Below are 12909 nucleotides of genomic sequence, written 5' to 3' on the forward strand. Positions count from 1 at the left end.
TCATTATGAAAAACTCAACTTGGAAGTTACCCCGCAGAACTTTTCTCAAAGGCTTAGGTGCCTCGCTCGCACTTCCCTGCCTCGAAGCTATGGGCGAAGAAGCTTTAAAGGAACAAAATAATATTCGTCGCTCCTGCCACATGTACTTTGGTAATGGCGTCAGCCTTCCCCCCGAGAGTAACCCCATTCACAAAGATTGGCATTGGTTCCCACATAAGACGGGCTCAGACTACGTCATGACTGAACCTCTAAAGCCACTTGCTCCTTACCGCAAAAAAATGTCGATTGTCGGTGGTTTACACCATCCCAATGCTGCTTTGGCCGACATCCATGTTTGCAGTGACATCTGGATGACGGGTGCGAATTTAGGTGGATCAGAATATAAAAATACGATTTCTGCCGACCAAGTGGCCGCCGCAGAATTCCGTTCCAAAACGCGTTTCCCCTACCTCAACATCTCATGTGATGGGGGCGTTGGCTTTAAATCTCGTATTGGCACCATTGCTTTTGACCGCAATGGTCGTCCCATAACCTCAGAGAACGATCCAAAAAGAGTCTTTGAACGTCTTTTCAAGCAAGGTACCGGCTCAATTGAATCTCAACGCCAAGAACTTGATTACGAAGCAAAAGTCGTAGATATGGTTCTTGATAATGCGCGTGAGCTAAATAAAAAATTAGGTAAGAACGATCGTGAAAAACTCGATCAATACCTGACTTCTGTTAGTGAGATAGAGGATAATGTAAAGCGTAGTTCGAAATGGTTGGACACACCAATTAAAGATGTGGATAGTAGTCACCTCAATCTCGATGTGGATATGAATATTCAGCCAGACAAATACTTCGAAACTATGTTTGATCTAATTAGGGCTTACTGAATTACTCGCCTTTTGAAATGCTCATTCTCGTTAATGAGACTTATAAAACAATAAACGTGCGCGAATAGCTGCTTATAATACTGGCCGAAAAGTGACAAAAAGGCTAAAGCCTTATCCAAGTTCATCACCATGAATACTAAAGCAATAAGTGTTTCGGATGAAGTCCTAGTTTTCGTAAAGATTCGATCGAGTTTATAGCGTCTTTTGGCTACACCAAAACAGCCCTCTACTTCATTTCTTATAGCTTCATCCTGGCGTTGTATTTCCTTTTGTTCTTCACGTAAAATCGCATCTTTGGGAGGTCTTCCAAGACTGGGTCCACTTATCCTTATTCCGTGTTTTTTACAATACGCTCGATTTTCTTTAGTTCGGTAGATTTTATCAGCATGTGCTGATTCGGGATAATAACCGAAACGCTCTTTATATTTTTCAACTTGTGAAATTAGTTCGGTTCCTTCATTATAAGAATCAAAACTAATCGTATCGACAAAGGTCCAGCCATCGACGACACTGATAGATATTTTAGCTCCGAACTCTGTATGAGCTCCAGCTTTCCCGCGAACAATGGGACGAATATGTGGTTGGTGAATACTTACAATGCGATCATCAACACTTGTTACTTTATTATCATACATGTATTGCTGTTGTTGATAAAGTGTCCCGATCACCAGTAGTTCGCGGTATAAACTAGGTTTCAATAGCCCCAGATCGGCATGCTTTTTGAGTTCATTTATACTAGCGAGGTTCCTCCTTACACAATGAAGTTGTCTATTAATCACTTCACGCCTTTTCTTTTTCGATACACGTTTTTTTAGGACAACACTTAAAAAGATTTTTCTGCCGTCTTCACGATAAGTCCGAGGCTTGACCTTATCTTCGGTATTAAAGCGATGACGCCAAAGAATATCGATGATTTCTTCAGTTTTTTCGCGGGCTTTGTTTAGTAAACCAAGATCTGTTGGATAGTGAATATCAGCAGGGACACAACTAGCGTCAACAATTAAAGCACCCTTATTTGACGGAGGATCATTGTCTGAATCCTTATCGGAGTCTTCTTCTTTTGGACGTGTTGTTTTATGTAATAAATCATCAATATCTTTAATATCCTGAGCTCCAAAACGCTTTCGAAAATGAGTCATCATACTCGGATCAAAAGGTGATTCCTGCTTATATCTTTCAAACCCCAAGAAATATTGAAGGTAGGGGTTTTCAGAAATCATTTCTACAGTTTCTTCATCAGTTAAACTCAGCTTTACTTGAATGATCAGGGAACCAAATGCAGTTCTTGCAGGTAGAGCTTTGGGCCCAGTATGGCTGGTGAAATTTAGTGCATAAATTTCTTCTACATCTTTCCATGGTATTGTTGCCGCTAGCTTGACCCAGCGATTATTGATATTGAGTGTTCCGTCTAGAAAATAAGGTAGATTGGCCATTTTGGGCTCTGTGCCCGTATTTTTATACATCTTATGCAAACCTAATGATTGTTTTGAGGGGTTTTGTTTGCATGTAATATAGCATAATTACCACTTATCTCATTGACTATAAGTAATATATGACTTAATAAGTGAGCCCTAATTAGTCTTGCTTTTGAGGCCGACCTGACGCGTACGGCGACCTTTATGATGACTAGAGAAGACGGCATGGGAATTGCTGACACCTTCCCTTCTATCCTCTTTGAAATGGGCGGTCATCATGGCCTATCCCATAGTGGTAATAGCGAAGGTGGATATTTGAACTGGTCACGCTATGACCAATTTCTCAATTCTCGTCTCGCCTACTTCATGAATCGCCTAGAGAACATTCAAGAAGGCAATGGTACTGCACTCGACAACACCATCCTACTTTACGGTAGTGGCTGTAGTTCGACCCATAACTTCAAGAATCTCCCACTCATTTTAGCTGGTGGTAAAAACATGGGCCTTAAACACGGTTCTTACATCAACTATGAAGATAAGCTTCCCATGAATAATATGCATTACTCCATTCTGAAAGCTCTTGGCATTAAGGTCGATTCCTTTGGCGACAGCAATGGTACGCTAACAGAAATCTTTGGCTAAACTTAAAAACTATTGACTAAAAAAGGGCTAATATACTTAGCCCTTTTTTGTTGTCATTGATGATTTATAATGACTTACCAGGTATCATAACGAATGATATCATCCAAATCTAAGCGTTTGTTCCAGCCTTTACTTTCAAGCTCGGGCTGATTTTTAAATTCATCCACATAACCTAGACAAAAATAGCCAATGAGCTTGCGTGATTCTGGAAGTTTAAGTACTTCACGTATATGGCTTTCTTCTAAAATGCTCACCCAGCCCATGCCGATGCCTTCGACTCGTGCCGCCAACCACATATTTTGTATGGCACAAACAGTACTATACACATCCATTTGATTTTGTTCAGAACGACCTAATTGATTGCTTTCATCTCTTTTTAAATCGCAAGTCACACAGAGATTTATCGGAGCTTCTAGGATTCCTTCCAGCTTTAATTGCTCATAGAGTTTTTTCATCTCTCCAGTGAAAAACTGAGCTTCACGCTCTTTGACTGCCAAAAAGTTACTTTTAATTTTTTGCTTAATCTCATCAGAACGAATAATGAGAAAATCCCAAGGCTGTAAAAAACCAACTGAAGGGGCGTGATGAGCCGCACTCAAAATTCGTTTCAGGATCTTTTCTGGAATTTCTTTATCCAAAAATCCACTCCGGACATCACGTCTAGCTTCCAGTAAGCGATAGAATGATTCTTTTTCGACCTCTCTAAAACTCATATTTCGACTCACTCATAGGGGGCACATAGAGCTTTAAGCTCAAAACTCTATGCCTCTCTGTGCTTGAATGCCATTATCAAAAGCATGCTTAATTGGTTTCATTTCAGTCACTGTATCGGCTATGGCTATCAACTCTTCTGGCGCACCTCTACCCGTTACCATGATATTGAGTTTCTCCGGCTTATTTTTAAGAACTTCCACTACTTTATCTACTGCTAAATAACCATAGGAAAGCGCAATATTAAGCTCATCTAAAACGATTAAATGATATTTAGAACTTTCGCGACATTCTTCAATTAATTCACAGACTTTCTTCCAGCCACTTTCTGCGCTCTCGATATCCTTGCTTTTATCTTGTGTATCCCAAGTAAAACCATCACCCGACACAATGTGAGTGATTTCATCAAAGTGTTCAAAAATCTTTTGCTCACCCGTTGACCAGTTTCCTTTAATAAATTGCACGACGGCAACTTTGTAACCATGACCCACGGCTCTCACAGCAGTACCAAAAGCTGCGGTAGATTTCCCCTTTCCATCCCCCGTGTTGACAACAAGAATGCCACGATCAATGTATTTAGCTTTAACTTTTTCTCTTTGCTCTTTTTGGAGCTTTTTCATTTCTTCTTTATGGTTTGAATCACTCATAGATATCCACACTTTTGCTTAAGTTAATTATTATCTAAATTATCTATACCATTTAACACTGCATACAAATAATTTCGCAATGCAAAAGAATGAGTCTTTGCTTTTTCTTAATTGTTTTGGGGAGAAATGAAACGAGCCGCTGACCTTGGAATGAAATACGGCTGTGGAACCGGGTCAGCAGCCCATACATAAACATACGTGAGTCCCCACTAGAAAGCAAAATTTATGAAGACTATTTCACACTTATCTCACAAGATAAATAAACTTCATCAATCACAAGTAATTTGCTGCAAGAGTAAATTGCTTTGCATATTATCCGCACACCATTCCAAAAGCTCTTGAGCCCGTGGGTCTTGTGATTTTCGTAAAATAGCTATTGCATTGCGTCGAAGCTTCTGGACTCCCGCATATTCAACTGCACTTCCCTTTATCAATCGGCGAATTTCACCAGCACTAGATTTCATTAACCACTCTAAATCGACGGCAATGCGATTATCTTCTTTTTCTTTGGGTGGGCAAACGACTGAACACCAATCACAACCAAAGAGCCAGTCTTCCATCAAGTCACGTTGCTCACTATTGAGCAAGCCCTTCTTTTCGATGGTTAAATAAGAAATACACAAACGTGAATCAAACTCTTGCCCTTCTTTTATGGCACCCGTTGGGCAGCCACGTTTTTCACACGCTCTACAAAAATGGCAGGGGAAAGCAAATTCCGGTTTAAGTCGCAGTTCGATAATTTTTTCGGTACAAAATAAGGTTCCTATAAATACTCTTACATCACGTTCTGGTGTGCGTAGTAAATCATTGGGTCCAATAATCCCCAAGCCCGCGTAAGCTGCGAGAAAACGCTCAAAAACTGGCTTTGTATCAACTGCTGCAAAGGCCTCGAATTCACCTAATTGAGCTTGTAAACCATTATGAATCGATGTCAAAACTCCATGCCCCGTACGGTGGTAATCCTGCTCCTTGGCATAGCCCGATATGTAGCCTACTAAAGCATCTTCTGCGACTGCAGGAAAAGGATGCTCTGCTTCTGGCATCCCCCATTTGTTTGTGAAGGTGATCACTACTGCCGATTTTGCTCCTGGAAAAGTTTCTTGTAAATCAACTTTGTCTTTTAACATTCTTTGCAAATAATCCATGTCAGCACCAAAACCCTGCGCTAACCAATTTGCTTGTTCTTCTCCATGCTGTTCGAGTGCTTTAATAAAGTCTGGATCACTCAAATCTATACAAGCCACCGAGAGTGCACCACTTTCAATTGCAATTTTCTTCAGGTCAAATTCGTTCATAGCCAATTCTCATTTGTGCATGACCTTCTGCAAGTCTAGCGAATTCTGCTCGACGAATCCCCGGCAAATAAATAATTTCCTCTCCTGCACAAAGCACGGGAAAACTACAGCGTTCTTGTTGGCTTAATTTTGCATCGGAAAAAAGCTTACTCAATAATACTTTTTTATTTTTTCCAAAGGGCTGAATTTTATCGCCTTGTTGCGGCATTCGCAAAAGTAATTCAGAAGGCATTTGCTCAAGAGCAAAACTTTCATCAGAATTCGATGCGCCTATAAAAAAACGGTACCCGGCAAATTCAATAGAGTCATGTTCTTGCCACTTCCAAAGCAACTCTAATTTCTGGGGAGGTAGAGAAATTTCACCATCATTCCACATTCTTAGTTCTTGTCCTTCCCCCATGGGAATATCTTTATAAGACTCGGGTAAATTCAAACATTCTTTAGCCAAGCGTTTCAAACTCGCTTGGGTTGGTACATATGGGATTCCACTCTCTTCAAAAAACAAGCGAACAACTCTTGGCTTTAAAGCTTTATGACAACGAGTATAATTCTCCACTGTAAATCCTTTCGATAACTCGTGTTTTGCAGATTCTTGAAGGTAATCATTCTCCTCTGCAAGGTGATCTAAAGTATGGCTTAAGCCTTTTCCTAAGATCGATAATTTCGGCATCAGTTCATGACGAATAAAATTACGGTCACAATAATCTGCATCATGATTACTCGAATCTTCACGCCAAGATAAGTTGTTCTCTTTTAAATATTGACGCAATTGCTCACGTGAATAATCTAACAAAGGTCTTATAAGTTTAAGCTCGCCTACTTGACGCTCTGGGCGAAGTGCGCAAAGACCACTACTATTAGCTCCCCTCATCGCCCGCATGAAAAAGCTTTCCTGGACATCATCCTGATGATGTGCTAAATAAATATTCCATGACGCGTAATTTTTTTCAAGATAAGCCAAGCGTAATCGCCGAGCTAATTGCTCATCACCTTCATTGGCTTGACGCGCCGATTCTAAATCTAAATGAACGACTTCTAAAGGAAGCTTATTGAGCTCACAATATTCTCGGCAAAACTGTTCATCTTTGTCTGATTCTTCAGCTCGTAAATGATGATTAAAATGAAGTACCAAATCCACTTGATTAATCGATTGCATACAGTGAAGCAAAGCCATACTATCTGCGCCTCCACTAAACAGAATCAAACGCTTGCCGTCTTTTGTGAATTCATTTTTAATCATTAATCATTTTCCTTTTGTGAAAACTGGCGCAATTTTCATCTTGGTCAAGTTCGTAGTCGAGATAGATGTAATATTGTGAAGCTGTATACTTTATTCAAATAAACATTTAACTTGCTTGGCACTTTATCTGTAAAAGGACTGGAAAAAAACCATAAGAGCGATTTTTTAAATTTCCGTTAAGTGTCACTTATTTCTTGGCTATGTGAAAGATAGAGAACTTAGCTTAAGATTTAGTAAATAAAGTACAAACGAATGCCCTATAAACACCTCATCATCTCTTGCCTCTTAGTTGCCTGTCAAAGTATTGAACGGGAGGCTAAACATCGGCCCGAAATAGATAGCCCAAAAACATTCTCTACAGAGATTAACTCTCCCTCCCTAGAGAACTCCGCCAAATGGTGGTCTCAACTTGGCGATGATGAGCTCAATACATTTATGGACAAAGTCTTCACGGACAACTTGAGCCTCGCTCAAAGCTGGGCTCGTTTAAGACAAGCAGAAGCACGCTTGGGCATAAGCCGATCAGCCAAAAAATTAAAACTCAACGCGACTGCCGATGCTGAAGGCAACAAACGAAAAGTCGACACCGGCCCCAATGATGATAAACAAACTTTTGGTAGGGAAAACTATAGCCTTGGCCTAAAAGCGAATTACGAAGTTGATCTATGGGATCGTATCAGTGATGAAAATGCGGCTTCCGCAATGGATTATGAAGCGCAGAAAGCTCAAGTTCAGGGAACCGCCCTACTTCTTTCAGCTGAAGTTGCTGAGAGTTGGATGACCCTCAAGGCCATTTCAGAACAGTTAGATCTACTTAATGAACAAATAGAAACAAACACTCAAACGTTAGACATTATTAGTCATCGCCAAAAACGTGGCTTAGCCAACATTGTTGACCTCTTTCAACAACGTCAACAACTCGCAAGAGTGAAAAGTCTAATTCCCGACTTAGAAGAACGAAAGGATAACTTACGATTAAAACTGATTCTGTTAGCTGGTGAAAGTTTTGATGAAAAAATAGATTTTGGGAAGCTCAAACTTCCACAACTCAAAGAATTGCCCAACACAGGCATTCCTTCTGACATCCTTAGTCAAAGACCCGACGTCAATCAGTCATGGTTATTACTGCAATCCAGCGAATTCCGTATTAGTAGTGCCACAAAAGCTAAACTTCCTCGCTTAACTCTCAGCGCCCAAGCCAACTTCAATAATCAGAAGTTTAGTCGTCTTTTTGACAACTGGTTTAGCAATATCATGGCTGGGCTCACCGCTCCGATACTTGATGGTCAACTTTTAGAAAATGAAGAATTACTCGCCAAAGCGAGAAGTGATGAGGATTATTTAAACTACAAGGAAACAGCGCTCACTGCACTCAATGAAGTTGAGCAAGCCTTGAATGCTGAAAAATGGCGCAAAGAACAAATTGATACTGTTAAAACAGAAGTCGAATATTCCAAAAATACTTTAGACGAGACTATGCGTCGTTATCGCCGTGGCTTAAGTGATTACTTACCCGTATTAACTGCTTTAGCCACTCATCAACAAGCACAGAGAAACTTAACAGAAGTTCGTGCTAAACTGATTGTCAATCGAATTGAAATCCACCGTAGCTTAGGTGGATCTTGGGAAATCGAAGAAAACACTCAACTTCTTCCTCAGGCCACTAAAAGGGAACAGTAATAATGAAATTAAAATCAATCATCGGCTCAGTTGTTCAAGTCATCATTGTCAGCGCTATTATTTTTGCTGCCTGGACATACTACTCTCACCTCATGGACACTAGCCCCAAGAACAAAATCAAACCTCGAGTCGAACGTGCCACACCTGTAAAATGTGAAGCCTTAAAGCAAAGTACTGAACAAATCTATATTTACACGAGTGGCAAAGTCATTCCTGAAAGACAGCTCAGCATAAAGCCTCGTATAACAGGTGAAATCACAAAAATCCATACCATGCTTCACCCTGGTGGACACATCAATAAAGGGGAAGTCATTGCTGAAATAGACCCGACCGATTACGAAATTGCTCTCACACAAGCTCAAAGTAAAGTTAAAGAAGCTGAGTTCCAGTATCAACTGGAATTAGGCGAACAAGATGTGGCTAAATACGAATGGAATTTTTTAGAAGACAAAGACAAAATCAGTGAACTTGAAAAACAGCTCATTTTGCGAATTCCGCACCTCGAAAAAGCAAAATCTGATATCGCTGCCGCCAAAGCCCAACTTAAACAGGCTGAGATTAACCTTTCAAGAACCAAGATTTTAGCCCCCTTTAATGTACAAGTAATTGAGCGCAATGTAACTGAAGGGTCGCAAGTCAATTTACAGAGTTCCATTGCCGAACTCATTGATTCAGACAACTTCTGGGTCGAAGCATCGATCCGCTACGAACGCTTACCATGGATACAGTCTCGCAATATAAACTCTCCTGGTGCCGAAGCTGAAATCATTCCCAGCAGTATTGTTTCTAAAGGTTTTGTTTGGAAAGGCAACGTTCTACGAATGCTCCCCAACATCTCAGAAAATGCTCGTAGGGCTCGCTTGCTAATTGAAGTCAAATCACCCCTAAACCAACAAGAAACTCCTCTCCTCCTCAATACTTACGTCCGAATAAAAATCGCCGGCCCTGAAGTTCAAAATATATTTAAAATCCCTGCAAATGTTATTCACGAAGGTAATAAAATCTATATTTATGGTCAGGATGAACGTCTTGAAATTAGAGAACTCGACATCCTTTGGTCGGACAATTCATATGCCTATATTAAAGATGGCCTTAATGAAGGCGAGCTTTTAATAAGTACCACTTTGGATTCTGCCGTGCCTGGCCTGAAATTAACGCGTATCCTGAGTGACAAATGAAGCCATTCTTTCTGAGACCACCAAAAAGAAGAGTAAGAAAATCAGTCGAGAAAAATTCACAACAATGGGATCCCAACTCTGAAAAAGGCCCCATTGCATGGATGGTTCTTAACCCTGTAGCATCCAACCTCATTATGATTGCACTTTTAGTTGGTGGTTTTTTCACTGCTAACAAAATCAAGCAAGAAGTTTTTCCCGCATTTGCTTTAGGTGCCGTTTCCATTTCAATTGCTTACCCAGGTGCGAGTCCCGAAGAAGTTGAAAAGAGTATTATTCGTGCGATTGAAGAAAATATCCAAGGTATTGAGGGAATTAAAGAAGTTAACTCAACAGCCTCAGAAGGACGTGCCTCCGTAACTGTTGAGCTTCTCGAAGGTCACGAGCGTATGCAAGTCTATCAAGACATTCAACAAGAAGTTGATCGTATCCGAACTTTCCCTGAAGAAATTGAACGTCCAGAAGTTAAGTTACAAAGCCTTAAACGCGACGTTTTTGATATCGCAGTTTACGGTGATGTTGGTGAAAGGCGTTTAGCAGAACAAGCCGAATTTTTACGCAATCGCTTATTAAATAGCGATGAAATCAGCCAGGTCGAGATAACCGACATGCGCAATCACCAAATCACCATTTCAATAAGTAGAGACACCCTTGATCGCTATAAGCTCACTCTTGATCAAGTGGCAAAAATAATTCGTCAGCAGAGCGTCGAAATTCCGGGTGGCGGTATTCGTACAGAAAACGGTGAACTACTCTTAAGGATGAAGGAACGTCGCGATTATGGTGAGCAGTTCGCAAAAATTCCGATTCTCAGTTTAGCTAACGGCGATGTAGTTTTATTAGAAGATTTAGGCTCCATTAAAGATGGCTTCAACGAAGATCAAGATAAAGTCACTTTTTGGAATAACCTGCCAGCACTCAACATAAGTATCTACCGAGTAGGCGAAGAAACGCCCCTCTCTATTTCAACTGATGTTTACAAGATCGTAGACGAATTTAATTCACAAAATAAATCCGTGCAGGCAGTCATTCGCATGGATAAATCTGAAATGTACATGCAACGCGTCGATTTACTTAGTCGAAATGGCATAATCGGTTTGTGCTTAGTCTTGCTTTCTCTCGGCTTGTTTTTAGAATCGCGACTCGCCTTTTGGGTGATGATGGGCATCCCTATTTCCTTCTTGGGGGGATTTATTTTATTGCCATTATTTGGCATCTCGATCAACATGGTTTCTATGTTTGCCTTCTTGATGGCCTTGGGGATTGTGGTGGATGATGCAATTGTCGTAGGAGAGAATGTCTATGAACACCGAGAACGTGGAGAAAATTTTGTTCAAGCGGCAATCAACGGAGCTAAAGATGTGGCCGTCCCCGTCACTTTCAGTATTATCACTAATGTCGTCACCTTTATGCCTCTTATGTTCATGCCTGGGACCATTGGCAAAATTTGGTATACTATTCCTATTGTGGTCATCACAGTTTTTATCATTTCTTTATTTGAAAGTCTGTTTATACTGCCTTCTCATCTGGCCCATTCAGAAAAAAGAAAACGTCTTTTTATTGGTCAACTAATCCATAATTTTCAACAAAAATTTTCGCAACTTTTCATGCGTGCGGTTAACAAAATTTATGGCCCTATTTTAAAAGTCGCTCTCAAAAATCGTTACATTGTTCTTGCTATTGCCTGTGCCTTTATGTTTGCCATCATTGGTTTTGTTCAGAGTAAGCGCATTGGCGTCGTCCCTATGATGTCAATTGAATCGGATTATGCTTCGGTAACCGCTTCTTTACCTTACGGTGCTCCTAAAGAAAAAAGTTTAGCCATTCAAGAATTACTTCTAGATTCTGCTAAAAAAGTTGTAGAAGAAAATGGTGGCGACAAGCTTTTAGTTGGATATTACTCAAAAATTGGTGGTGGCGGACGCACTAGCCAATCTGGCCCCCATGTCTGCGAAGTCCTCGTCTACCTACAAGACCCCGAAATACGTCCCATTAGCACAGAAAAATTCACCCAATTATGGCGAGAAAAAAGTCGCGGGATACTAGGCTTAGAATCACTTGTTTTTGAATCTGATCGTGGAGGTCCAGGATCTGGCTCTTCATTGAGTATAGGACTCACTCATCCCGATAACGAAATACTTGAACAAGCATCTCTTGAACTATCAGAAGCTTTAGCTGCTTACCCTATAGTGAAAGATATTGATCCAGGATTTTCACAAGGTAAGCGACAATTTGACTTCACTATGCGTCCTGCAGGATTAGCACTAGGCTTAAGTTCTGCGGATGTCGCAAAACAAATCCGTCAAGCTTTTTATGGTGCAGAAGCCCTTCGACAACAAAGAGGTCGCAATGAAGTTAAAGTCCTCATACGCTACCCGAAAGAAGAACGGAGTACGGAACACGACTTATATTCTATGCTCATCCAAACCCCCTCGGGTCAAAGCGTACCCATTCAAGAAATTGTTGAGTTTAAAAGCGGGCGAGCTTACACAAAAATTAATCGCTTAAATGGTAGTCGAACTATCCAGATAAAGGCAAATGTAACTCCCAAGAGTAAAAGTGAATTTATTTTGAGTGAAGTTCTAGAAAAGGACTTCCCTAAACTTCAGGAAAAATATCCTGGCCTTGAACAAGTCTTTCGTGGTAAACAAAAAGATTTACGCGAAGGGGTTAACTCTTTAAAAGTCAGCTTCATAATTGCCATGTTCGGTATCTATACACTACTTGCTATTCCGTTTCGAAGCTATGTACAACCTCTAATCATTATGCTTTGCATACCCTTTGGGATTGGTGGTGCCATTTTAGCTCACTCAATCATGGGCTTCCCGCTTAGCCTCATTAGCTTCATGGGAATTATTGCCTTGTCCGGTGTGGTGATCAATGACTCATTAGTTCTCATTGATTATGCCAACAAACAAGTTTTAAAGGGTAAAAGTGCCGAAGAAGCTATTCTCCTATCAGGTATCAGACGCTTCCGTCCTATATTACTTACCACAATCACAACCTTCTGTGGTTTAGGACCAATGATACTCGAAACTTCGCGACAAGCCCGTTTCTTAGTACCTATGGCCATTTCCCTAGGACTAGGAATTGTTTTTGCCACTGCAGTCATGTTATTATTGGCCCCATCAGTTTATTTGATAGTCAACGACTTAAAATTCCATAAAAAAAACTAGTAATTAAAGCAAATAATTAAAATTAATTGAAGTATTCATTTGAATAGCTTATT

At 40.5% G+C, this 12909-nt stretch carries 10 protein-coding genes; 5 read left to right on the forward strand and 5 right to left on the reverse strand.

The genetic code is table 11. The features are described 5' to 3' along the window. Window positions 1-5 precede the first annotated feature (5 nt). A complete protein-coding gene (locus tag PQO01_RS17660; RefSeq protein WP_274315493.1) occupies window positions 6-875 on the forward strand; it encodes a DUF1552 domain-containing protein in 870 nt (289 codons plus the stop codon). Here PQO01_RS17660 and PQO01_RS17665 read toward each other — a convergent pair. Further along, entirely contained in the window at window positions 869-2338 is a 1470-nt protein-coding gene (locus PQO01_RS17665; protein ID WP_274312788.1) for an IS5 family transposase, read from the reverse strand. The two genes, PQO01_RS17660 and PQO01_RS17665, sit on opposite strands and share 7 nt — an antisense overlap. A gap of 111 nt (window positions 2339-2449) precedes the next feature. Between PQO01_RS17665 and PQO01_RS17670 the strand changes: the two genes are divergently transcribed. Then, window positions 2450-2932, forward strand: a complete 483-nt coding sequence (locus PQO01_RS17670) for a DUF1552 domain-containing protein (protein WP_274316151.1) — start codon at window positions 2450-2452, stop codon at window positions 2930-2932. Between the two features lie 74 nt (window positions 2933-3006). Here the strand turns inward: PQO01_RS17670 and bluB are convergent, their stop codons facing one another. From bluB to tilS, 4 genes are all read right to left on the reverse strand, one after another. Beyond that, window positions 3007-3645: a 5,6-dimethylbenzimidazole synthase gene (bluB, locus tag PQO01_RS17675; RefSeq protein ID WP_274315494.1), complete on the reverse strand. Its 639-nt coding sequence runs from the start codon at window positions 3643-3645 to the stop codon at window positions 3007-3009. 39 nt (window positions 3646-3684) lie between these two features. After that, the gene (gene cobO / locus PQO01_RS17680; protein ID WP_274315495.1) at window positions 3685-4290 is read right to left on the reverse strand and encodes a cob(I)yrinic acid a,c-diamide adenosyltransferase; all 606 of its coding nucleotides are present in this window, start codon (window positions 4288-4290) and stop codon (window positions 3685-3687) included. A 269-nt stretch (window positions 4291-4559) separates the two neighbouring features. Then, entirely contained in the window at window positions 4560-5585 is a 1026-nt protein-coding gene (locus PQO01_RS17685; protein ID WP_274315496.1) for an epoxyqueuosine reductase, read from the reverse strand. Further along, the gene (gene tilS / locus PQO01_RS17690) at window positions 5572-6825 is read right to left on the reverse strand and encodes a tRNA lysidine(34) synthetase TilS (RefSeq protein ID WP_274315497.1); all 1254 of its coding nucleotides are present in this window, start codon (window positions 6823-6825) and stop codon (window positions 5572-5574) included. Before tilS ends, PQO01_RS17685 begins: the two co-directional genes overlap by 14 nt. A 252-nt stretch (window positions 6826-7077) precedes the next feature. On the opposite strand from tilS, the gene PQO01_RS17695 reads away from it, so the two are divergent. Genes PQO01_RS17695 through PQO01_RS17705 form a run of 3 tightly spaced genes read left to right on the forward strand, consistent with a single transcriptional unit; the run spans window position 7078 to window position 12856 of the window. After that, window positions 7078-8505, forward strand: coding sequence for an efflux transporter outer membrane subunit (locus PQO01_RS17695; RefSeq protein WP_274315498.1), 1428 nt, complete (start codon window positions 7078-7080; stop codon window positions 8503-8505). A 2-nt stretch (window positions 8506-8507) separates the two neighbouring features. Next, on the forward strand, window positions 8508-9683 hold the full coding sequence (locus PQO01_RS17700; protein WP_274315499.1) for an efflux RND transporter periplasmic adaptor subunit: 1176 nt from the start codon (window positions 8508-8510) through the stop codon (window positions 9681-9683). After that, a complete protein-coding gene (locus PQO01_RS17705; protein WP_274315500.1) occupies window positions 9680-12856 on the forward strand; it encodes an efflux RND transporter permease subunit in 3177 nt (1058 codons plus the stop codon). Before PQO01_RS17700 ends, PQO01_RS17705 begins: the two co-directional genes overlap by 4 nt. The last annotated feature ends 53 nt before the right edge of the window (window positions 12857-12909 follow it).

Origin of the sequence: Lentisphaera marina, from assembly GCF_028745505.1 — a bacterium.
Taxonomy (GTDB): Bacteria; Verrucomicrobiota; Lentisphaeria; order Lentisphaerales; family Lentisphaeraceae; genus Lentisphaera; species Lentisphaera marina.

What these genes read in the sequence shown, in the direction of transcription:
- PQO01_RS17665 (WP_274312788.1), bottom strand. Translation starts at nt 2,338, where the DNA reads ATGTATAAAAATACGGGCACAGAGCCCAAAATGGCCAATCTACCTTAT.
- bluB (WP_274315494.1), bottom strand. Translation starts at nt 3,645, where the DNA reads ATGAGTTTTAGAGAGGTCGAAAAAGAATCATTCTATCGCTTACTGGAA.
- PQO01_RS17705 (WP_274315500.1), top strand. Translation starts at nt 9,680, where the DNA reads ATGAAGCCATTCTTTCTGAGACCACCAAAAAGAAGAGTAAGAAAATCA.
- PQO01_RS17695 (WP_274315498.1), top strand. Translation starts at nt 7,078, where the DNA reads ATGCCCTATAAACACCTCATCATCTCTTGCCTCTTAGTTGCCTGTCAA.
- tilS (WP_274315497.1), bottom strand. Translation starts at nt 6,825, where the DNA reads ATGATTAAAAATGAATTCACAAAAGACGGCAAGCGTTTGATTCTGTTT.
- cobO (WP_274315495.1), bottom strand. Translation starts at nt 4,290, where the DNA reads ATGAGTGATTCAAACCATAAAGAAGAAATGAAAAAGCTCCAAAAAGAG.
- PQO01_RS17685 (WP_274315496.1), bottom strand. Translation starts at nt 5,585, where the DNA reads ATGAACGAATTTGACCTGAAGAAAATTGCAATTGAAAGTGGTGCACTC.
- PQO01_RS17700 (WP_274315499.1), top strand. Translation starts at nt 8,508, where the DNA reads ATGAAATTAAAATCAATCATCGGCTCAGTTGTTCAAGTCATCATTGTC.
- PQO01_RS17660 (WP_274315493.1), top strand. Translation starts at nt 6, where the DNA reads ATGAAAAACTCAACTTGGAAGTTACCCCGCAGAACTTTTCTCAAAGGC.